The sequence below is a fragment of the Streptomyces caeni genome (assembly GCF_042678285.1).
Classification (GTDB): domain Bacteria; phylum Actinomycetota; class Actinomycetes; order Streptomycetales; family Streptomycetaceae; genus Streptomyces; species Streptomyces caeni.
This window is the reverse complement of record NZ_JBHUDX010000070.1, coordinates 21,494-43,166: the sequence shown is the minus strand read 5'-3', so window position 1 is coordinate 43,166 and position 21,673 is coordinate 21,494. Positions and strand designations below refer to the sequence as shown.

At 71.8% G+C, this 21,673-nt stretch carries 20 protein-coding genes; 10 read left to right on the top strand and 10 right to left on the bottom strand.

Features of this window, described 5'->3' with window-relative positions; all coding sequences use genetic code 11:
• The first annotated feature begins 293 nt into the window (after positions 1-293).
• From ACFSL4_RS24030 to ACFSL4_RS37705, 4 genes are all read left to right on the top strand, one after another.
• Positions 294-1,874, top strand: a complete 1,581-nt coding sequence (locus ACFSL4_RS24030; protein WP_381086604.1) for an oxidoreductase — start codon at positions 294-296, stop codon at positions 1,872-1,874.
• Positions 1,875-2,154: 280 nt separating this feature from the next.
• On the top strand, positions 2,155-2,895 hold the full coding sequence (locus ACFSL4_RS24025) for an LON peptidase substrate-binding domain-containing protein (RefSeq protein ID WP_381086601.1): 741 nt from the start codon (positions 2,155-2,157) through the stop codon (positions 2,893-2,895).
• Positions 2,896-2,920: 25 nt separating this feature from the next.
• Positions 2,921-3,421: a Cys-tRNA(Pro) deacylase gene (gene ybaK, locus ACFSL4_RS24020; protein ID WP_381086599.1), complete on the top strand. Its 501-nt coding sequence runs from the start codon at positions 2,921-2,923 to the stop codon at positions 3,419-3,421.
• A 65-nt stretch (positions 3,422-3,486) separates the two neighbouring features.
• Positions 3,487-3,561 (top strand): hypothetical protein, encoded by a 75-nt coding sequence (locus ACFSL4_RS37705; protein WP_465269763.1) that lies wholly within the window; start codon positions 3,487-3,489, stop codon positions 3,559-3,561.
• Positions 3,562-3,738: 177 nt separating this feature from the next.
• Here ACFSL4_RS37705 and ACFSL4_RS24015 read toward each other — a convergent pair whose 3' ends face one another.
• The 4 genes from ACFSL4_RS24015 to ACFSL4_RS24000 all read right to left on the bottom strand — a co-directional run bounded on the left by ACFSL4_RS24015 (position 3,739) and on the right by ACFSL4_RS24000 (position 7,748).
• Positions 3,739-4,428 (bottom strand): AAA family ATPase, encoded by a 690-nt coding sequence (locus ACFSL4_RS24015; protein WP_381086596.1) that lies wholly within the window; start codon positions 4,426-4,428, stop codon positions 3,739-3,741.
• A gap of 34 nt (positions 4,429-4,462) precedes the next feature.
• On the bottom strand, positions 4,463-5,278 hold the full coding sequence (locus ACFSL4_RS24010) for an ABC transporter permease (RefSeq protein ID WP_381086593.1): 816 nt from the start codon (positions 5,276-5,278) through the stop codon (positions 4,463-4,465).
• Between the two features lie 91 nt (positions 5,279-5,369).
• Entirely contained in the window at positions 5,370-6,386 is a 1,017-nt protein-coding gene (locus tag ACFSL4_RS24005; protein ID WP_381086590.1) for an ABC transporter ATP-binding protein, read from the bottom strand.
• A 150-nt stretch (positions 6,387-6,536) separates the two neighbouring features.
• Positions 6,537-7,748 (bottom strand): NYN domain-containing protein, encoded by a 1,212-nt coding sequence (locus ACFSL4_RS24000; RefSeq protein WP_381086588.1) that lies wholly within the window; start codon positions 7,746-7,748, stop codon positions 6,537-6,539.
• 225 nt (positions 7,749-7,973) lie between these two features.
• Between ACFSL4_RS24000 and ACFSL4_RS23995 the strand changes: the two genes are divergently transcribed.
• On the top strand, positions 7,974-8,171 hold the full coding sequence (locus ACFSL4_RS23995; RefSeq protein WP_381086585.1) for a hypothetical protein: 198 nt from the start codon (positions 7,974-7,976) through the stop codon (positions 8,169-8,171).
• Positions 8,172-8,241: 70 nt separating this feature from the next.
• On the opposite strand, the gene dnaE is transcribed toward ACFSL4_RS23995, so the two are convergent.
• Positions 8,242-11,778, bottom strand: coding sequence for a DNA polymerase III subunit alpha (gene dnaE, locus ACFSL4_RS23990; protein WP_381086582.1), 3,537 nt, complete (start codon positions 11,776-11,778; stop codon positions 8,242-8,244).
• Positions 11,779-12,148: 370 nt separating this feature from the next.
• Between dnaE and ACFSL4_RS23985 the strand changes: the two genes are divergently transcribed.
• The 4 genes from ACFSL4_RS23985 to ACFSL4_RS23970 all read left to right on the top strand — a co-directional run bounded on the left by ACFSL4_RS23985 (position 12,149) and on the right by ACFSL4_RS23970 (position 16,905).
• Entirely contained in the window at positions 12,149-13,474 is a 1,326-nt protein-coding gene (locus ACFSL4_RS23985) for a DUF2252 domain-containing protein (RefSeq protein ID WP_381086579.1), read from the top strand.
• Positions 13,475-13,566: 92 nt separating this feature from the next.
• Complete coding sequence (locus ACFSL4_RS23980; RefSeq protein ID WP_381086576.1) at positions 13,567-14,253, top strand: hypothetical protein; 687 nt, start codon at positions 13,567-13,569, stop codon at positions 14,251-14,253.
• 74 nt (positions 14,254-14,327) lie between these two features.
• Entirely contained in the window at positions 14,328-15,140 is an 813-nt protein-coding gene (locus ACFSL4_RS23975; RefSeq protein ID WP_381086573.1) for a DsbA family protein, read from the top strand.
• Positions 15,141-15,243: 103 nt separating this feature from the next.
• Positions 15,244-16,905: an alkaline phosphatase D family protein gene (locus tag ACFSL4_RS23970; protein WP_381086570.1), complete on the top strand. Its 1,662-nt coding sequence runs from the start codon at positions 15,244-15,246 to the stop codon at positions 16,903-16,905.
• A 7-nt stretch (positions 16,906-16,912) separates the two neighbouring features.
• Here the strand turns inward: ACFSL4_RS23970 and ACFSL4_RS23965 are convergent, their stop codons facing one another.
• A complete protein-coding gene (locus tag ACFSL4_RS23965) occupies positions 16,913-17,482 on the bottom strand; it encodes a dienelactone hydrolase family protein (RefSeq protein WP_381086567.1) in 570 nt (189 codons plus the stop codon).
• Positions 17,483-17,593: 111 nt separating this feature from the next.
• Between ACFSL4_RS23965 and ACFSL4_RS23960 the strand changes: the two genes are divergently transcribed.
• A complete protein-coding gene (locus ACFSL4_RS23960) occupies positions 17,594-18,703 on the top strand; it encodes a mechanosensitive ion channel family protein (protein WP_381086564.1) in 1,110 nt (369 codons plus the stop codon).
• 10 nt (positions 18,704-18,713) lie between these two features.
• Here the strand turns inward: ACFSL4_RS23960 and ACFSL4_RS23955 are convergent, their stop codons facing one another.
• The 4 genes from ACFSL4_RS23955 to lspA form a co-directional block, all read right to left on the bottom strand.
• On the bottom strand, positions 18,714-19,451 hold the full coding sequence (locus ACFSL4_RS23955; protein ID WP_381086562.1) for an SDR family NAD(P)-dependent oxidoreductase: 738 nt from the start codon (positions 19,449-19,451) through the stop codon (positions 18,714-18,716).
• A 73-nt stretch (positions 19,452-19,524) separates the two neighbouring features.
• Positions 19,525-19,992 carry a GNAT family N-acetyltransferase gene (locus ACFSL4_RS23950; RefSeq protein WP_381086559.1) on the bottom strand — a complete coding sequence of 156 codons (468 nt, stop codon included), beginning with the start codon at positions 19,990-19,992 and terminating at the stop codon, positions 19,525-19,527.
• A complete protein-coding gene (locus ACFSL4_RS23945) occupies positions 19,989-20,933 on the bottom strand; it encodes an RluA family pseudouridine synthase (protein WP_381086556.1) in 945 nt (314 codons plus the stop codon). Before ACFSL4_RS23945 ends, ACFSL4_RS23950 begins: the two co-directional genes overlap by 4 nt.
• A gap of 51 nt (positions 20,934-20,984) precedes the next feature.
• The gene (gene lspA, locus ACFSL4_RS23940) at positions 20,985-21,605 is read right to left on the bottom strand and encodes a signal peptidase II (protein WP_381086553.1); all 621 of its coding nucleotides are present in this window, start codon (positions 21,603-21,605) and stop codon (positions 20,985-20,987) included.
• Positions 21,606-21,673: the final 68 nt, after the last annotated feature.

Genomic DNA, 21,673 nt, shown 5'->3' with positions numbered 1-21,673 from the left:
GGACCCTTACGGGCGCCCCCGGGGCCGTCCCTGCGCGGCGGCTGGGCGGGCGCCTCGCGAACCGCCGGGGGCCCGCGGCGGGTGGTGCGCGGCGGGTGACGGCCCGCGGCGGGTGACGCGCCTGGGTGCCGGCCCGCGGCGGGTGGTGCGCGGCGGGTGCCGGCGCACGGTGGCCGGATCCGGTGGCTGATACCGGACCCGGAAGATCACCTTCACCGGTAGCGTTCGGGCCGTCACTCAGCGGGCATGACGGTCGTACGAACCCGCGAGTAGCCGGGGAGGGAGGAAGAGCCGTGACCGAGGGTGCCGCCTTCCGCGCCGGAGACCTGCCGGAGGAACTGACCGCCGCCGAGGCCGGGATGTGGCAGGCGTTCCGCAGCGGCAGCCCGTACGACCTGCGCAGCGGGGACGCCTCCGTGGACGATCCGCACGGCGGGCATCCCTGGGGTCCCGAGCGCAGCGTGCGGGCGCGGATCGTGGCGTGGGTGCTGCTGGACGGGCCGCCCGCGCTGGCGGGGCGCGTCTCGTCGCTGAAACTGGCCGGTGTGCAGATCACCGGCACGCTGGATCTGGCCGGCGGCACGATCGTGCCGTACATGGAGCTGAGGGGCTGCCGGTTCGAGCAGGAGATCCTGCTGCCGGAGGCCCACCTCACGACCCTACGGCTGGTGGACTGCTCCGTGCCGCGGCTGGAGGCGGCGCGCGTGCACACCGAGGGCGATCTGCATCTCCCGCGCTGTCGCTTCCACAACGGGGTACGGCTCACCGACGCCCACATCGGCACGGACCTGCTGCTCAACCAGGCCGTCGTCTACCGGGACCGGCGCGGCCGTTCGATCACCGCGGACGGGATGACGGTCGGCCAGGACCTGCAGGCCGAGATGCTGGAGTCGCACGGCGAGCTGAGCCTGCGCGGCGCCAAGGTCGGGGTCTCACTGAGCCTTCGCGGCGCCCGGCTGAACAACCCCTACACCCGGCTGGCTCTCAACGCGCCGCAGATGACGGTCGAGCGGACGCTGTACCTGACGCCGGCGGGCCTCGGCAATCCGTTGCTGACCAGCGGCACCACGCCCGCGCGTGGCACGCGGGTGCAGCGGTTCGAGTGCCGGGGCGGAATCCGGCTGGACGACGGGCGGTTCGGGGACGCGGTCGACCTGGAGCAGGCCCGGTTCGTGCTCGACGAGGACCACGAACTGTCCCTGCGCCGGGTCCAGACCCCCGAGCTGCGTTTCCTGTGCGAGCGGCCCGAGCGCGGCAAGGTGACCCTTTCGGGCGCGCGCGTCGTGAACCTGGTCGACCGGTGGGCGAGCTGGCCGGGCCTCGGCGACCTGCACATGGGAGGCTTCGGCTACGAGAACCTCGTCCCCCAGGACGCCTTCCCGCTCGCCCGGCGTCTGGAGTGGGTCGCGGCGGCGACCGCCGAGTACAACCCGGAGCCGTACGAGCGCCTCGCGGCCGTGCTGCGCAGCTCCGGGGAGGACGAGGACGCGCGCGAGGTGCTGCTCGCCAAACAGCGGCGGCGCCGGGAGACACTGCCGCTCGCGGCGAAGCTGTGGGGCTACGCGCAGGACTGGACCGTCGCCTACGGGTACCGGCCCGGCCGTGCGGCGGTGTGGATGGCGGTGCTCTGGGCGGCGGCGTCGATCGCGCTCTCGCATGCGAGCCATCCGCCGGTCAACAAGGACGCGCATCCGCCGTGGAACCCCTCGCTGCTCGCCCTGGACCTGCTGCTGCCGGTCATCGATCTCGGCCAGGCCGGCCAGTGGCAGCTGAGCGGGGGCTGGCAGTGGCTGTCGGCGGTGGTGATCCTGCTGGGGTGGATCCTGGCGACCACGGTCGCGGCGGGGGCGACGAGACTGCTGCGGCGCGGCTGACGCGGAGGTCCGCAACCTCCTCGCGTACGTCCTGGTAGAACTGGAGCGCCGACAAGGCCCGTTGACGCAACTGCGGATGACCGTGGATGACCGGACGGTATGCCACGCCGTTCTCCTGGGACCGGATCCCGGACGGTCCGCTCGGCGTGTTCTTGACCGTGCGGGGCGGCGTGCGGCGAAACGCGGTGTCGCCCGGACCGCCGCCTTCCGTGCGGCTTCTTCTCCCCCGCGGGGGGCAGGCCGGACGCGTGCGCTCCCGCTCCCATTAGGCTTTCCCGTCGTGACCACCGTCCGGCTCCCGCTCTTCCCGCTGAACTCGGTGCTGTTCCCGGGGCTCGTGCTCCCGCTGAACGTCTTCGAGGAGCGCTATCGCGCCCTGATGCGCGACCTGCTGAAGATCCCCGAGGACGAATCGCGCCGCTTCGCCGTCGTGGCCATCCGCGACGGCCACGAGGTGGCGCCGAGCGCGCCGGGGATGCCGGACCCGACGGCCCTGCCCGCGCGCGGCCCCGCGGCGGGCTTCGGACCCGACCCGGCCGAGGCGTTCCACACGGTGGGGTGCATCGCGGACGCGGCGACGATCCGGGAGCGGGCCGACGGCTCGTTCGAGGTCCTGGCGACGGGCACGACACGCGTCCGGCTGCTGTCCGTGGACGCGTCGGGCGCGTATCTGACGGCCGAGCTGGAGGAGCTGCCGGAGCAGCAGGGCGACGAGGCCGGCGCGCTCGCCGAGGGGGTGCTGCGGGCGTTCCGCCAGTACCAGAAGCGGCTGGCGGGCGCGCGGGAGAGATCCCTGTCGACGGGCGCGGAGCTGCCGGACGAACCGGCCGTGGTGTCGTACCTGGTCGCGGCCGCGGTCATGCTGGACACGCCGACGAAGCAGCGGCTGCTGCAGGCCCCGGACACCGCCTCCCGCCTGCGTGACGAGCTGAAACTGCTTCGCTCGGAGACGGCGATCATCCGTAGTCTGCCGTCGTTGCCCGCGTCGGACCTGACGCGGGCTCCGACGAGCCTGAACTGAAGCGCGACGTGTGGGGAACGGCCGGATGGCGAAGAAATCGAAGAAGCAGCAGCCGGGCGGTACGCCGGCGACGGTGGCGCTGACGGCGGCCGGGGTGGGGTTCACGGTCCACTCCTACGACCACGATCCGTCGCACCCTTCCTACGGCGAGGAGGCGGCGGAGGCGATGGGGGTGTCCCCGGAACGGGTCTTCAAGACCCTGGTGGCGGACGTGGACGGCGCGCTGGTGGTCGGGGTGGTCCCGGTGGCGGGCTCGCTGGATCTGAAGGCGCTGGCGACAGCGGTGGGCGGGAAGCGGGCGGCGATGGCGGACCCGGCGCTCGCCGAACGCACCACGGGATATGTGCGCGGCGGCATCTCCCCGCTCGGCCAGCGCAGGAAGCTGCGTACGGTCCTGGACGCGTCGGCGTCGTCGCACGGCACGGTCTGCGTCTCGGCGGGCCGCCGGGGCCTGGAGGTGGAAGTGGCCCCCGAGGACCTGGCGAAGCTGACGGACGCGACGCTGGCCCCGATCGCCCGCGCCTGAGCACTGCGACGACCGCCCGCGCCTGAGCACTCGACGAACGGCCCATCCTCGGCTAATACGGAAATATGTCGAAGAGGACGCGCAAGCGCAAATGGCGCATGAAGAAGGGCCACGCGAACCACGGCCACCGTCCGGCGTAACCACGCCCCTCACCTCGGCGCCGGGCAGCCTCGCACCGGCCGTTCCGGCTGTTCCGGCTGTTCCGGCTGTTCCGGCTGTTCCGGCTGTTCCGGCTGTTCCGGCTGTTCCGGCGCTCAAGGAGGTCTCCGAGGGGCACGCGCGAACGGGCCTGCGCGGGTACCCGTGCGGGGCCGGTCCTACGCCGGTGGCGCCGCCGGCCCGCCGTAGGGGGTCGCGTAGGGGTCCGGATCCCGGGGCCCGAACAGCGCCGTCAGCCCGAGGTGCATCACCAGTGCGGCCACCGACCACGCGAGCAGCGCCCCCTTCGCCCCGAGCCTCAGCGGCGCGGGGAACGTCACCCCCTTGCCCACGGCCTGTGCGTGCGCGATCACATCCTGTGTGGGACCCAGCCACACGCCCACACGCCACGCGAGCAGTGACCCGAGCACCCCGCCCAGGGCGAGCGCCACCACCAGCGGCACCCCGCCCCGCCTGCGCACCAGGAAGACGACCAGCGCACTGAGCACACCGAACCCGAGCGCGAGCAGGGTGAACGTTCCGTCCACCCCGATGGCCTGCTCCCCCTCGGTGTCCTTCAGATACACGACCCAGTTCTTGTCGACCAGGTCGCCCACCAGCGGCACATGGGGGGCCAGCCGCGACCACAGCACGCCGAGCAGCACCCCGGCGAGGGCCACGCCCACCGTGATCACGGCCGCCTCGCGCACCTCGGTCTTCATGCCGGGCCCGTCCGCCCCGTACACGGCGGTGGCACCGTGCGGGGCGGGTCCCATCACCGACGGGGCGGGCACGGATTCCCACGCGGGGTGCGCGGAGCGCGGGGAGGGTTCCTGCGGCGGCGGAGGCGGAGTCAACGGAGCGGTCACCTTCACATCCTGCCAGTCGTGTCCATCGGCCGCGTCATCGCACGGCGGCCCGGCGGTAGGCCCAGGTCGCCAGGGTCAGCGAGGCCACCCCGACGACGGCGCAGACGGCCAGGTCACCGAGGACCAGTGTCCAGTCCGGATGCCCCCCGAAGGTCCGCGCAAACGCCTCGACGCCGTACGTCGACGGCAGTAGGTCCCGTACGACCTGCACGGCCTCCGGCATCCGGTGCGCCGGCAGCACCCCCAGCAGCAGCGCCGCCGACATACCCAACTGTCCTAGCAGCGTAGCCAGTTCGGGTCGCGGCGCAAGTAGTCCGAGCGCGGCGCCGAGCCCGGACAGCGCGGCCCCGGAGAGCGGGATCACCGCGGCCAGCACCCAGAGGTGGGCGAGGGGCAGCCCGAAGATCACACACCCGAAGACGGCGGTCACCACGGTGCCGGGCACGGTGAAGGACGCGTAGGCCCCCGCCGCCCCCAGCACCACCGCGGCCGCCGGCACCGGGAGGGTGGCGTAGTGGTCGAGTCCGCCGCTGCCCCGCAGCTGGCCGAAGTACTGGGCGAGCAGGTTCAGGCCGACATAGGCGACCACCAGCACCGAGGACCCGGAGACCACGGACCAGGCGTCACCGCCGCCGTCCACGACCCCGCGCATCATGATCATGATCCCGATCGACTGGAACGTCGCCACGAACAGCAGCGGGATCCGCGCGACCCGGGCCCGGGACAGCTGTGCCCGGTACACCGCGGCCAACGACGGCCACAGCCGCGCCCGGGGGCCCAGCGCGGCGGTGTCCCCGGCGCCGCCCTCCGCCCCGGCGCCGCGCAGAACCTCGGCGGGTACGACACTCACGTCGCGCTGCTCCTCTTCGCTCCTGCCGCCACCGCGTCCCCGTCGGACACGGCGCCCCCTGCGCACCCTAGGGGCGCCCCGGCGCGCGCGCTCATGCCTTCACCAGCCCCTGCGCACTGCCGCCGAGTTCCAGATAGACATCCTCAAGGCTCGGCGTGGCCAGTGTGAAGTCGTCGAGGGCGGCGAAGGCGGCGCCCCCGGTCACGGTGGCGACGGCCGCGCGTGCCTCCTCGGGCGCCATCCGCAGCGACCAGCGGCGTCCTGACTCGGCGGCGCGGGCGCGCAGGGCCGCCACCTCGGGCACCTCCAGCGGAGCCCGCTCGCGCCACACGAGTTCGACGCGCACCTCGCCCGCGACCCGCTCCTTGAGTCCGGCCGGGGTGTCACAGGCGATGACGCGGCCCCGGTCGAGGACCGCGACCCGGTCGAGGACGGTCTCCGCCTCGATGACGTTGTGGGTGACCAGCAGGACGGTCGTCCCGCGCTCGGCCCGCCGCCGGTCCACGGCGGCCCACACGGCCCGCCGGGCCACGGGATCCATCCCGGTGGTCGGCTCATCGAGCACGAGCAGCGGCCGCTCCCCCACCAGGGCCGCGGCGAAGCAGGCGAGCCTGCGCTGACCGCCGGAGAGCCTCTTGAGCGGCCGCGAGGCGATCGGCGCGAGCCCGAGTTCGTCGAGGACTGCGTCCCGCTCCTGGCGGGCCTGCCGCAGGCCGAGCCCGCGCAGCCGCCCGGTCGTCTCGGCTGCGAGCGAGACGGTCAGCTCGTCGAGCGCGGTGGACTCCTGGCCGAGGTAGGCGAGGATGCGGGCGGCCCGCTCGGGATGGCGCACGATGTCGTGGCCGAGGATCGCGACGCTGCCGCGGTCGGGCCGCATCAGCCCCGTCAGCTGCCGGACGAAGGTGGACTTCCCGGCGCCGTTCGGCCCGAGCAGCCCGAAGATCTCCCCGCGCCGGATGTCCAGGCGCACGTCGTCGGTGGCCCGCACCTCGGGCGTCCCGGGCGCGCCGCGCCTGCCTCGCACCGCCGGGTAGTTCTTGGTCAGCCCGCGCACGGCGCATACGACATCTCTGCCCTGCGGATCTGCCGGTGCGGTGCGCGTGTTCACAAGGGACGAGGGTACGTGGTGCCGCGCCGAAAGCCACGCTCGGGTCGGCCCGTGCGGGCGAATCCGCCGCCCGGCGCCGCCGCGCGCGCCGGAACGCGGCCGCGGCGCCTTACCCGGCCTCCCGCGTGCCCCTGCCTCCCGCTCCCCGGCCTACTCCGCGGCGGAGGCGTGCTCCGTGACCGTCCGCTGGTCGATCTCACGCCAGAATCCCGCCCGGATCGCGTACCGGTCGTGCTCGTCGATCTGGTCGTCCTTGTGCGCGAGCAGCCCGAAACGCGCCGCGTACCGCAGCAGTTCCCCGTCGATGCGGTGCGGCACCCGCGGGTACATGCCCGACAGCTTCTGCAGATGCGACTGGTCGGCGAGCCGCCCGATCCAGCGCCGCGCGAACACCTGCCCCACCTCGTACGGATCGCCGCCGACCGTGGTGATGTCCTCCTCCCGGTCGGCCCAGCGCTGTTCGGCGGTGGTCAGCTGCGCCAGCGTCGGCAGCGAGGCGGCCTCCGGCGGCTCGGCGGCGACCGGGCGGTCCACCCAGCCCTTGTCGGACGACCACCTCAGCGTCGCCCCGGCGGGCTGCTGCACGGCCTGGGTCCCGGGCGCCCGCAGCGCCGCCAGGTCCTTCGGCGTCGGTACGCCCTTGGAGGGCGGCAGCCGTTCCTGGCCGCCGTTGTGCGCGGTGGCCGCCGAGACGTGCTCCGGCCGGGCGGCGTCCCGGCCCGCCGCCGCGAGCGCGGACTCGGGCAGCGGTGCCGACAGGATCGCCGCGATCTCCGGCCGAGGGGCCGGCGGGGGCGCGCAGACCCCGCCCAGGTCCTTGGCCCGGACGGCCCGGGTGATCCATGCCCGGTCGAGCACTCGCCGCTCGTCGGCCTCGGCGACCAGGTCCTCGGACTGGTTGTAGTCGCCGTCCGCGGCCTGCACGGCCCACAGGTGCACGGCGACCCCGTGCTCCTTCGCGGCCATCATGCCCGGCAGCAGATCCCCGTCCCCCGTGACGAGCACGACGTCCGAGCAGGCGCGGTTGCGGGCCAGCTCGGTCAGCTCGGCGTGCATCGCGGCGTCCACGCCCTTCTGCGCCCACCGCCCGTCGCTGCGGGTCAGGGCGCCCAGGCGCACGGTCACCCGCGGCATCACGCGCAGCCTGCGGTGTTCCGGCTGTGGTACGCGGTCGGGGGCACCGTCGAACCAGTAGATGCGCAGCAGAGGCCGCTCCGTGTCGGACTCGGCGCGCTCCCGCAGCCCCTGGATGAGGGCGGCGTGATCGACGGTGATCCGGGACCTGGAGGGCTCTCCTGCGAGCAGGCTGGCGGCAGCCCCGAGCAGATACCCGGCGTCCACCAGGACGATGCAGCGGTCCACGCGATCCACCCTCTTTCCGGGAGGTTTGCTTCGGGCTTCTTTCGAGTCTGCCCGACCACGGGGAGGTTAACGGCCCGAACTCGATCTTCGGCGTGGCGTATCGGGGCGCGACCCCCCCGACGAGCCTTGTCACGGACGGTAATTGTTCGACATGCAGCTGTGCTCGGCCTGTGTGAATCTGGATCCGGCCCTGGCCCCTAGATCCCCCACAGGAGGCAGATCACCATGGCCAAGAACAAGAACCGCAAGCAGGCCGGCCCGCAGAACCGCTCCTCGCAGGCCACGCAGGCCCCCCACGCCGCGCACGCCCAGGAGCAGGCCCAGGTGTCCGTGGCGGAGGCACAGCCGGCTCCGGCCGCTCACGCCCAGGGCAGCCCCGCGGCTGCTGCCCGTAAGCAGCAGAAGCGCTTCGGCCACAACTGAGGCCCTCGGCGGACTTCGAGGGGCGCACCCGTGACCGGGTGCGCCCCTCGCGTGCGTGTCACACCGGTGATCAGCCCGCCAGGCAGGACGGACCGAGCAGCACCTTCAAGTCGCCGTAGAGCGCCGGGTCCGGCTTCACCCGGTGCCGGTCCAGTCGCAGTACGGTCGTCTTGCGCGGTCCCTGGAGCTTGATGCGCACCTCGCTGTCGCCCTTGTGCTGGCTGAGGATCTCGCCGAGCCGGCTCACCATCGGCGGGGTCACCTTCACCACCGGGATGGTGAGCACCACGGGCGCGTTGGCACCTGCGGTCGACAGGTCGGGGACCGTCAGCTCCATCGCGACCAGCCGCGGCACGTCCTCGCGCTTGTCGAGGCGGCCCTTGACGAACACCACGGCGTCCTCGACGAGTTGGGTGGACACCAGCTGGTAGGTGGCCGGGAAGAACATGCACTCGATCGAGCCGGCGAGGTCCTCGACCGTGGCGATGGCCCACGCGTTGCCCTGCTTGGTCATCTTGCGCTGCAGGCCCGAGATGATACCGCCGATGGTGACGACCGCGCCGTCCGCGTGCTCGCCCCCCGTGAGCTGGGCGATGCCCGCGTCGGCCTTGTCGGACAGCACGTGCTCCAGGCCGAAGAGCGGGTGGTCGGAGACGTACAGGCCGAGCATCTCCCGCTCCTGGGCGAGCAGATAGGCCTTGTCCCATTCCTCGTCGGTGAAGGTGACGTCGAGACCGAAGCCCGGCTCGGCGCTGTCCTCCTCCGCGCCGCCGAAGAGGTCGAACTGCCCCTCGGCCTCCTTGCGCTTGACCGCGACCACGTTGTCGATCATCGGTTCGTACTGCGCGGTGAGGCCCTTGCGGGTGTGCCCCATCGAGTCGAAGGCGCCCGCCTTGATCAGGGATTCGGTGGTGCGCTTGTTGCAGACCACCGCCTCGACCTTGTCGAGGTAGTCCGGGAAGGACGCGTACTTCCCCTTGGACTTGCGGGTCTTGATGATCGACTCGACGACGTTGGTGCCGACGTTGCGGACGGCGGAGAGGCCGAAGAGGATCACGTCGTCGCCCTGCGCGGCGAAGTTCGACTCCGACTCGTTGACGTTGGGCGGGAGCACCCTGATGCCCATGCGGCGGCACTCGTTGAGGTAGACGGCCGACTTGTCCTTGTCGTCCTTGACGGAGGTGAGCAGCGCGGCCATGTACTCGGCGGGGTGGTTCGCCTTCAGGTAGGCGGTCCAGTACGAGACCAGGCCGTACGCGGCGGAGTGGGCCTTGTTGAAGGCGTAGCCGGCGAACGGGACCAGCACGTCCCACAGGGCCTGGACGGCCTCGTCACTGTAGCCGTTCTTGCGGGCGCCCTCCTGGAAGATGGTGAAGTTCTTCGCCAGTTCCTCGGGCTTCTTCTTGCCCATCACGCGGCGGAGGATGTCGGCCTCGCCGAGCGAGTAGCCGGCGATGATCTGGGCGGCCTTCTGCACCTGCTCCTGGTAGACGATCAGGCCGTAGGTGACGTCCAGGACCTCCTTGAGCGGCGCCTCCAACTCCGGGTGGATGGGCGTGATCTCCTGCTGCCCGTTCTTGCGCAGCGCGTAGTTGGTGTGGGAGTTCATGCCCATGGGGCCCGGGCGGTACAGGGCCGACACGGCGGAGATGTCCTCGAAGTTGTCCGGCTTCATCAGCCGCAGCAGCGAGCGCATGGGGCCGCCGTCGAACTGGAAGACGCCGAGCGTGTCGCCACGCTGGAGCAGTTCGAAGGTCGTGGGGTCGTCCAGCGGGAGCCCCAGCAGGTCGATGTCGACGCCCTTGTTGGACTTCACCATCTTGACGGCGTCGTCCATGATCGTCAGGTTGCGCAGGCCGAGGAAGTCCATCTTCAGCAGGCCGAGCGACTCACAGCTCGGGTAGTCCCACTGGGTGATGGTCACGCCGTCGGTGTGGCGGACCCAGACGGGCACGTGCTCGGTGATGGTCTCGCTGGACATGATCACGCCGGCGGCGTGCACGCCCATCTGCCGGACCAGGCCCTCCACGCCGCGCGCGGTGTCGATGACCTTCTTCACGTCCGGCTCGTTCTCGTACATCCCGCGGACCTCGCCCGCCTCCGAGTAGCGGGGGTGGCTCGGGTCGGTGATGCCGGACAGCGGGATGCCCTTGCCGAGGACGTCGGCGGGCATGGCCTTGGTGATGCGGTCGCCCATCGCGTACGGGTAGCCCAGCACGCGCGCGGAGTCCTTGATCGCGTTCTTGGCCTTGATGGTGCCGTAGGTGCCGATCATGGCGACCTTGTCGGCGCCGTATTTCTCGGTCACGTACCTGATCACCTCGACGCGCCTGCGCTCGTCGAAGTCGATGTCGACGTCGGGCATCGAGATGCGCTCGGGATTGAGGAACCGCTCGAAGATCAGGCCGTGCGGGATCGGGTCGAGGTCGGTGATGCCGAGCGCGTAGGCGACGATCGAGCCGGCGGCGGAACCCCGTCCGGGGCCGACGGCGATGCCGTTCTTCTTGGCCCACATGATGAAGTCGGCGACCACGAGGAAGTAGCCCGGGAACCCCATCTGGATGATGACGTCCATCTCGTACTCGGCCTGCTTCTGGCGGTCCTCGGGGACGCCGCCCGGGTAGCGGCGCTCCATGCCCCGGCGGACCTCCTCCTGGAACCAGGTGACCTCGGTGTAGCCCTCGGGGATGTCGAACTTCGGCATGAGGTCGCGCTTCTCGAACATGCCCGTGGTGTCGACCTGCTCCGCCACCAGGAGGGTGTTGCGGCAGCCCTCCTGCCAGGCGTCCGAGGAGTCGATGGCGTACATCTCCTCCGTGGACTTCAGGTAGTAGCCGGTGCCGTCGAACTTGAAACGGTCCGGGTCGGAGAGGTTCTTGCCGGTCTGGATGCACAGCAGGGCGTCGTGGGCGCCCGCCTCGTGCGCGTACGTGTAGTGGGAGTCGTTCGTGACCAGCGGGGGGATGCCGAGCTTCCGGCCGATCTCCAGCAGACCGTCACGGACCCGGTGCTCGATGTCGATGCCGTGGTCCATCAGCTCCAGGAAGTAGCGGTCCCTGCCGAAGATGTCCTGGTAGTCGGCGGCCGCCTTGAGGGCCTCGTCGAACTGGCCGAGCCGCAGCCGGGTCTGCACCTCGCCGGAGGGGCAGCCGGTGGAGGCGATCAGCCCCTCGGACCACTGGGCGATGGTCTCCTTGTCCATGCGCGGCCACTTCTGCAGCCAGCCCTCGGCGTACGCGTCCGAGGAGAGCCGGAAGAGGTTGTGCAGGCCCGTCCTGTTCACCGCCCAGATCGTCTTGTGGGTGTAGCCGCCGGAACCGGAGACGTCGTCCCGCTTCTGGTGCGGCTGGCCCCACGTGATCTTGCGCTTGTTGCGCCGCGACTCCGGGGCGACGTACGCCTCGATGCCGATGATCGGAGTGATCCCGGCCTTCTTCGCAGAGTGGAAGAAGTCGTAGGCCCCGTGGAGGTTGCCGTGGTCGGACATGGCGATGTGCGTCATGCCCATCTCGTTGCACGCGTTGAACATGTCCTTCAGCCGCGCGGCACCGTCCAGCAGGGAGTACTGGGTGTGGACGTGCAGGTGCGTGAACGGCGGCTTCGACACGGTTTCGGCCTCCAAATGGGCGGTCGGGTGACGCGCGGGGGGACGGACGTCGACGGGGCCCGACGGGCTGCGGACAGTCTGGGGGACAGCGTCGAAGTCTATGCCCCGGCACTGACACCGCAGGCGCATACTGTGGCGCGAACGCCCCGACGGGGGCGGCGGTCGGGTGACGCACGGGCCGCTTCCACGCGTACCTTCGTCCGGGGGACGCGGTCCGCGCACCCGTGCCCTCGCGCGACGGACACGGGTGCCGGCATCCGTGTCCGCGAGCGGGGAGCGAGGGCACTCCCGCGTACCGTCGTCCGTTGGAAGGGAACGGGCGCTCCGTCCCCACACACCACGCACCACCTGCACCTGGAGGCACCCAGCGATGTCGGTTCCGCAGCTCAGCGCCGAGCAACGCGGCGAGGAGATCCTCGCCGTCTTCGACACCGCCTTCGGCGAGCTGCTCGCCGCCGACCCGGCCGCGTTCCGCGTGAAGTTCCGCAAGATGGCGGCCTCCGCCTTCGCGTTCTACCGGGGCACGGCGTGCCTCTTCTACCACGACCTCGACACCGAGAAGCGGGGCGGTCCCTACCTGGACGACCGCACGTCCCGCGTGTGGATCCACGGCGACCTGCACGCCGAGAACTTCGGCACCTACATGGACTCCACGGGCCGTCTGATCTTCAACGTGAACGACTTCGACGAGGCGTACGTCGGCCCCTTCACCTGGGACCTGAAGCGCTTCGCCGCCTCCATGGCGCTGATCGGGTACGCGAAGGCGCTGAGCGACGAGCAGATCACCGAGCTGGTCAGGGTCTACGCGGCGGCCTACCGGGAGCGCGTGCACGCCCTGGCGACCGGCGCCAAGAGCGACGAGGTGCCGCCCTTCACCCTGGACACCGCGCAGGGCCCGCTGCTGGACGCGCTGCGCGACGCCCGCTCGCTGACCCGCTTCGGGCTGCTGGACTCGATGACGGAGATCCGCGACTTCGAGCGCCGCTTCGCACCGGGCGGCGGCGCCATCGAACTGGACGCGGCCACCCGCTACAAGGTGCTCGCCGCCTTCGACGGCTATCTGGAGACGCTGCCCGAGTCCTCCCTGGCCCGCCCGGACTCCTACCGGGTCAAGGACGTGGTCGGCCGCCGCGGCATCGGCATCGGCTCGGCGGGACTGCCGTCGTACAACATCCTTCTCGAGGGCCACAGCGACGCCCTGGAGAACGACGTGGTGATCTACATCAAGCAGGCCCAGACCCCGGCCGCCTCCCGGCACATCACGGACCCGGTGATCCGCGACTACTTCCGGCACGAGGGCCACCGCACGGTGATCTCCCAGCGTGCCCTGCAGGCACACGCCGACCCGTGGCTGGGGTGGACGGAACTGGACGGCGCGGGCCAGCTGGTGGCCGAGGTGTCGCCGTACGCGGTGGACCTGGACTGGGGCGAGATCGACGACCCGGAGGAGATCGCGGCGGTCGTCGCCGACCTGGGCCGGGCCACGGCCACGATGCACGGGGCGGCGGACGACCAGTCCGGCGAGTCCCTGGTGCCCTTCTCCACGGAGCGGGCCATCGACGCGGCGATCGCGGCCGACGAGTCCGGCTTCGAGGACCTGCTGGTGGACTTCGCGCACGGGTACGGGGCACGCGCGCGCGGCGACCACCAGATCTTCCTGGACCTGTTCCGCAACGGCCGGATCCCCGGTCTGTGAGCCGCCCGGGCCGCTCCCCCACAACGCTCCCGTAACGCATGGCCCCCCTTTAGGGGGCCCTTACGGGAGCGCGTGGGACACTCTCCCCTGCTATGGACATATCCGGGACCCAGCTCAGAGCCGTACGGGCGGCGCTGTTCACGGCGATGGTCGTGACGCTCAGCACCGCCTCGCACGTGCTGCTGTCCGAGGTCCCCCTCCCGATGGGCACGGTGGCGGCGATCGCCGCCACCGTCTTCGTCGTCGCGTACGCGCTGGCGGGCCGCGAGCGTGGCTGCGGGAAGATCGCCGGCCTGCTGGTTCCGCTGGAACTGACCGCGGACACCGTGTTCACCACGGGCCAGCACGCCTGCTACGGACAGGCGGGCGGCCCGGTCACCGGCCCGCTGCGCTCGGTCGGCCTGGACGTCCTGTGCAGCGGCGGCAGCGTCGGCACCCCGCTCAGCCGGGTCACCGGCCCCGGCACCGACCGGGTCGCGGCGCTCCTCGCCCATGCCGACCCTGCGACTGCCTGGCTGCTGCTCGCCGCCCACGTGGGCGTGGGCCTCCTCGCGGCGGCCTGGCTACGCCGGGGCGAGCGGGCGCTGGCCCAGTTGCTGGGCGCCGTGGTCGCGACCACCTTCCGGCCGCTGCTGATCGCGGTCGCGGCGGTGACGGTGCGGCTCGCCCCCGTCCGCCGGGCGCCGCGTCCGGTACGGCACGTCACCACGACCCGTACCCGTCTGTTCGTGCACTCCCTGGGGCGGCGGGGGCCGCCGCGCTCGGCCGCCTTCGCCTGAAGCACCCGAGCACCAAAAGCCCCCATGTACACCCCGCGTACCGCACGTACGCGCATCCCCATGGAGATCACCCAATGAGCAAGCGGAACAGCCAGGCGGCGAAGACGGCGGCCCGTGAGCGGCTGCGCCTGGAGCGCGAGCGGCAGGCCAAGCGCGACAAGGTCAAGCGGCAGCTGGTCGTCGTCGGCGCGATCGTGGCCGTCCTCGCCGCCGCCGGCGGCATCGGCTATGCCGTCGTGCAGAACAACAAGCCCGGTTACTGGGAGGCCGCGAAGGACGACAAGCTCGTCAAGCCGGCCAACACGACCGGCGCGAACGGCACCACCGTCGTCATCGGCAAGAGCAGTGCCAAGAAGACCCTGGTCATGTACGAGGACCCGCGCTGCCCGATCTGCGCCCAGTTCGAGCAGTCTCTCGGCGAGACCATCAAGAAGGACGTCGACACCGGCAAGTTCAAGCTGCAGTACGTCGGCGCGTCGTTCATCGACAGCAACACGCAGGGCGAGGGCTCGAAGAACGCGCTGAGCGCGATGGGCGCCGCGCTGAACGTCAGCCCCGAGGCGTTCCTGGAGTACAAGGCCGCGCTCTACTCGGCGAAGTGGCACCCTGAGGAGACCGATGACAAGTTCAAGGACGACAGCTACCTGATCAAGGTCGCGGACACCGTGCCGGCCCTGAAGGGCAACGCGGCGTTCCGTAAGGCCGTGCAGGACGGCACCTACGACAAGTGGGCGCTGGAGATGTCCGCCCAGTTCAACAAGAGCGGGGTGCAGGGCACGCCGACCCTGAAGATGGACGGCAAGACGATCACCGGGTCCGACGGCCAGAACGCGCCGATGACGGTGGCCGAGTTCGGCACGGCGATCGACAAGGCGCTCAAGGCCTGACCCGGCGGCGGCCGGGAATACCGGGCGACCCGCGGCCGAAGAGCGGGCGAACTTTCCGCGTTCGCCCGCTCTTAGCGTGTACGCGTCAGTAATCTGATCGGCCGTGACCAGTCGATACAGATCATCCGAGAGCGCGGACACCCTCTTCCCGCGCCGTCGTACGGTCGTCAAGGCCGCCGCCGCCACCGCGGTCCTCGGCGCCCCGCTCGCGGCCGCCCTCCCGGCCCGCGCCGCCACCGACACCCCCGCCTTCCTGCACGGCGTCGCCTCTGGAGACCCGCTGCCCGACGGCGTCCTGCTGTGGACGCGGGTGACACCCACCGCCGAGGCCGTACCCGGTTCCGGGACGGGGCCGGACACCGAGGTGAGGTGGACCGTCGCCAGGGACAGGGCCCTGACGGACGTCGTCGCCACCGGGTCCCTCACCGCGACCGCCGCCTCCGACCACACCGTCAAGGCGGACATACGGGGCCTGGAGCCGGCCACCGACTACTGGTTCCGCTTCTCCGCCGGCGGCACCGACTCCCCGGTCGCCCGCACCCGCACGGCCCCGGCCGCCGACGCGGCCGTCACCGGCCTGCGGTTCGGCGTCGTCTCCTGTGCCAACTGGGAGGCGGGCTACTTCGCGTCGTACCGCCATCTCGCGGCCCGCGGCGATCTGGACGCCTGGCTGCACCTCGGCGACTACATCTACGAGTACGGGACCGGCGACTACGGGACGCGCGGCACCGTCGTACGACCGCACGCACCGGCCCACGAGATCCTCACACTGGCCGACTACCGCACCCGGCACGGACGGTACAAGACGGACCCCGACCTGCAGGCCCTGCACGCGAAGGCGCCGGTCATCGCGATCTGGGACGACCACGAGTTCGCCAACGACACCTGGTCGGGCGGCGCCCAGAACCACACCGAGGGCGCGGAGGGAAGCTGGTCCGCGCGCCAGGCCGCGGCACGGCAGGCGTACTTCGAGTGGATGCCGGTCCGCCCGGCGATCGAGGGCACCACCTACCGCCGGCTGCGCTTCGGCAAGCTCGCCGATCTCTCCCTGCTGGACCTGCGCTCCTTCCGCTCGCAGCAGGCGTCCCTGGGCAGCGGGTCGGTCGACGACCCAAACCGCACGATCACCGGCCGCGCCCAACTCGACTGGCTGAAGGCGGGCTTGAAGGCGTCCGACACCTCCTGGAGGCTGGTCGGCAACTCGGTGATGATCTCGCCCTTCGTCATCGGCTCGCTCACCGCCGATCTGCTGGGGCCGCTGGCCGAGCTGCTGGGCCTGCCGCAGGGCGGCCTCGCCGTCAACACCGACCAGTGGGACGGCTACACCGACGACCGCCGGGAACTGCTGGCCCATCTGCGCTCCAACGCCATCCGCAACACCGTCTTCCTCACCGGGGACATCCATATGGCCTGGGCCAACGACGTGCCGGTGGACGCCGGGACGTACCCGCTCTCCGCGTCGGCCGCCACCGAGTTCGTGGTCACCTCGGTGACCTCGGACAACCTCGACGACATCGTCGAGGTCCCCGAGGGCACGGTCTCTGCGCTGGCCTCGCCGCTCATCCGCGCCGCCAACCGGCACGTCCACTGGGTGGACACCGACCGCCACGGCTACGGCGTCCTGGACATCACCGCCGACCGCGCGCAGATGGACTACTACGTGCTGTCCGACCGCACGGACCCGAACGCGACCTCCGCCTGGGCCCGTTCGTACCGCACGCGCAGCGGCACGCAGAAGGTGGAGCGGACGTACAGCCCGGTGTAGCCGCCGACTACAGACTGTCGAGGAAGCCGAGCGCCACCCGCCAGGTGGCCTCGGCCGCCTCCTCGTCGTAGTCCGGCAGGCCCGGGTCGGTGTAGAGGTGGCCGGCGCCCGCGTACCGGTAGATCTCCACCTCCGCGCCCGCCCGGCCCATCTGCAGGTACCAGGCGCTCAGCCAGTCGTCCGGCTCGAACGGATCCGGCTCGGCCACGTGCAGCTGGACCGGCAGCCCGTCCGCCGAGGCGTTCGCCGCGATGTCCGACGTGCCGTGCAGCAGCAGGAGTCCGCGGGCCCTCTTGTCACCGAGCGCCAGGGTCTGCGCGATGGCCGCGCCGAGCGAGAACCCCGCGTACACCAGCCCTCGCTCCGAGTAGGGCGCGGCGGCCAGGACGGCCCGTCTGAGCAGCTCGTCCTTGCCCGTCTCGTCCTTGAAGGCCATGCCCTCCTCGACCGTCTCGAAGGTGCGCCCGTCGAACAGGTCGGGGGTCCACACCCCATGTCCGGCGGCCCGGAGCCGGTCGGCGGCGGCCCGGACAGCGGGCCGCAGACCGTACGTCGAGTGGAAGAGCATGATGTCCATGAGGCCATGGTGCCAGCCGTCGCCGACAACGCCGGACGGACGACGCAGCGGGTTCCGGGGCGGATCCGGGCCGTGCGTTCATCATGCCGTCGGCTGGTTACGTTCCAGGGCATGGAGAACGTACTGCGCCCGGTGATCGTCGTCGGCGGCTCGGTCGCGCTCACCCTGCTCATGGGATGGGCCACGGACCTTCTGCTGCGCAAGGCGAACGGCACGCACCCCGAGACGCCCCTGTGGGGCCTGCTCCGGCGCGGCCGCATCCCCTACCAGTTCCTGCTGTGCGCGGCCCTGCTGAGAGGCTCGTACGACCAGGCGGAGCTTCTCCAGGCGCACCGGACCGGGGTGGGACGGGCCCTGACGCTGGTGCTGATCGGTGCCGCCGCCTGGCTGGTGGTCCGTATCGCGGCCGCGGTCGTCGAGACGACGTACACCCGTTACGCCCGCGCCCACCACGATCCGGCCCGGGTCCGGCGTGTGCGCACCCAGGTGACGCTGATCATGCGGGTGGTGGCGGCGGTCGTCGGCGTGGTGGCGGTCGCCGCCATGCTGCTGACGTTCCCGGCGATGCGGGCGGCCGGAGCCTCGCTGCTGGCCTCCGCCGGCATCCTCGGCATCGTCGCCGGTGTCGCCGCCCAGTCCACGCTGTCCAATCTCTTCGCCGGGCTGCAGATCGCGTTCGGCGACATGGTCCGGCTCGGCGACACGGTCGTCGTGGACGGCGAGTGGGGCACCGTCGACGAGATCACGCTGACGTTCCTCACGGTGCGCACCTGGGACGAGCGCCGGATCACCATGCCGGTGTCGTACTTCACCTCGAAGCCGTTCGAGAACTGGTCCCGCGGCGGCGCCCAGATGACGGGCATCGTCTACTTCCACGTCGACCACTCCGCGCCCGTGGAGGCCATGCGCGACAGGCTCCGCGACATCCTGCGCGCGTGCCCCGCGTGGGACGGCCGCGCCTACGGCCTCCAGGTCACCGACTCGACGCCCACCACCATGGAGGTGCGGGCGCTGGTGACCGCCAAGGACGCGAACGACATCTGGACGGTGCGCGTCACGGTCCGCGAGCGGATGATCCGCTGGCTGACCGACGAACACCCCTACGCGCTGCCGCGGGTCAACACGGCCGACGCGGTCCGGCCGCCCCGCGTGGACGGCCGCACACGGCACGACGGAGCGGCGCGCAGGACGCACGAACCGCCGCGGACCGGCCGGGGCTGAGCCGCGGCCGTCAGTGCCCCCGCTCCGCCCCGCCGTTGACCTGGATCACCTGCGCGGTGATGTGACGGGCGCCGGGGGACGCCAGCCAGTGCAGGGTCTGGGCGATGTCACCGGGCGTACCGGCCCGGCCGGTCGACGTCTCCGCGACGAGCCGCTCGCGTCGCGCCGGGTCCATGGCGTCGCCGAAGAACTCGGTGTCCTCCACGTAGCCGGGCGCGACCACGTTCACCGTGACGCCCCTCGGCCCCAACTGCCGGGCGAGATCGAACGCGTACGGGTGCAGCGCGGCCTTGGCCGCGGCGTAGGCGCCGCTGCCGGACCCGCGGTAGGCGGCGATGGAACTGATGAACAGCACGCGCCCGCCGGGCGAGGCGAGCCGTTCCCGCAGCGCCTCCGTGAGCAGGGCCGCGGTGAGCACGTTCAGCCGGAAGTTGACGGTCCAGGTGTGCGCGACGGCTTCGAGCGGGTCGTCGGTGGCGGCGGGCTCCAGGTTCCCGGCGCCGCCCGCGCTGTTGACGAGGACATCCACGGTCCCGAACTCCTCCGCCACGAACCGGGCGGCCCCGCGCACCGCGCGAGGGTCGCTCAGGTCCGCCGCGTAGGTCAGTGCCCCTGGCACCCCGGCCTTCTCCAGCACCTCCGCCCGCCGCCCGAGGAGCATCACCCGGTCACCGTCCGCGGCGAAGGCCCGTGCGGCCGCCAGCCCGATTCCCGTACCACCGCCGCTGATCACCACGTTGCGTGCCATGGCCCGATCGTACAAAGGCGGATGACCGCCCGCCCGGCGCCCACCGCGGATGTCGGCCGCGCACCGCGCCGGCCTACAGGGGGCGGCGCATCGCCCGGTGCGGTATGCCGGCGTCCGGGAACTTTGGTCCGTAGGTCTGGTAGCCCAGCCGCTCGTAGAACCCGAGCGCGTGCGTCTGCGCATGCAGGTCCACCGCCGCCAGCCCACGCACGCGTGCCGCGTCCTCGATCGCCGCCACCAGCGCCGCCCCGACGCCCAGCCCACGCGCCTGACGGGTCACGGCGAGCCTCCCCAGGGAGCCCACGGCCGGGTCGCCGCCGTTCTTGGAGGCGGCCGCCTCGCCGTACAGCAGCCGGCCCGTCCCGAGCGGCACGCCGTCCTCGCGCACCGCCAGGACGTGCACGGCGCCGGCGTCGTACGCGTCGTACTCGATGTCCTCCGGGACGCCCTGCTCGACGACGAAGACCTCCTTGCGGACGGCGAAGCACGCCTCCCGGTCGGCGAGGTCCTCGGCGACCCGCACCACGTACGCGGTGCTCATACCCAGCTCTCCTCGCGCACCGTGTCGAGCGCCTTCTGCAGGTCGGCCGGGTAGCCGCTCTCGAACTCCACCCACTGCCCGTCCGCGGGGTGCTCGAAGCCCAGGCGTACGGCGTGCAGCCACTGGCGGGTCAGGCCGAGCCTCTTGGCGAGCGTGGGGTCCGCGCCGTACGTCAGGTCACCGACGCACGGGTGGCGGTGGGCGGCCATGTGGACGCGGATCTGGTGGGTGCGCCCGGTCTCCAGCTTCACCTCCAGCAGGGAGGCCGAGCGGAACGCCTCGATCAGGTCGTAGTGCGTGACGGAGGGCTTGCCGTCGGCCGTGACCGCCCACTTGTAGTCGTGGTTCGGGTGGCGGCCGATGGGCGCGTCGATGGTGCCGCTGGTCGGGTCGGGGTGTCCCTGCACGAGCGTGTGGTAGCGCTTGTCGACCGTGCGCTCCTTGAACTGGCGCTTGAGCGACGTGTAGGCGTACTCCGACTTGGCGACGACCATGAGACCCGACGTGCCCACGTCGAGGCGGTGCACGATGCCCTGGCGCTCGGCGGCACCGGAGGTCGAGATGCGGTAGCCGGCGGCGGCGAGACCGCCGATCACGGTGGGGCCCGACCAGCCGGGCGAGGGGTGCGCGGCCACGCCGACCGGCTTGACGATCACGACCACGTCCTCGTCGTCGTGCACGATCTCCATGCCCTCGACCGGCTCGGCGACCACCCGCACCGGCGCGGGCGCCTGCGGCATCTCGACCTCCAGCCAGGCGCCGCCGCGCACCCGCTCGGACTTGCCGACCGCCGTGCCGTCGACCAGCACCTTGCCCGCCGCGGCCAGCTCCGCCGCCTTCGTACGGGAGAAGCCGAACATGCGGGAGATGGCGGCGTCGACGCGCTCGCCCTCCAGGCCGTCGGGCACGGGCAGGGTACGGATCTCGGGAAGGCTGCTCACCCGTCGAGTATGCCGGACTCCCCGGACAGCGCCGCAGCGGAGTCCCGGGGCTCAGCCCCGGTGGACGGTTCCGTCCGGGTCGAGGCCGCGGAAGGACAGCAGCACGATCAGGATGCCGCCGCAGACGATCGCCGAGTCCGCCAGGTTGAAGACGGCGAAGTGCTTGGGCGCGATGAAGTCGACGACCGCGCCCTCGAAGACGCCCGGCGAGCGGAAGATCCGGTCGGTGAGGTTGCCCAGGGCGCCGCCGAGCAGCAGGCCCAGCGCAATCGCCCAGGGCAGGCTGTACAGCTTGCGCGCCAGCCGGGCGATCACCACGATCACGGCGGCCGCGATCACCGTGAAGATCACGGTGAACGCCTCACCGAAGCCGAAGGCGGCACCCGCGTTGCGGATGGCCTCCAGCTGCAGCCAGTCCCCGATGATCCGGATCGGCGCGTGGTGCTCCAGCCTGGCGACCACCAGCAGCTTGCTGCCAAGGTCGAGGACGTAGGCGAAGGCGGCGACCGCGAACAGAACCGCGATCCGCCGCCGGCCCCGGGCCGGGGGCGCGGTGTCGGTGTCCGGGGCGGTTCGCTCGCCGGACGGGACCCGCCCGCCGGACCCCTCCGGCCCGGTCCCCGCCGCTCCTGGAGTTTCCGGCGTACCGATGATGCGCTCCGCCTCTGCCACGTGAGTCCCTCAACCTAGGTTCCTGACTGAGGACGAGACTACGACACGACCCCGCCGGTCCATGTGCT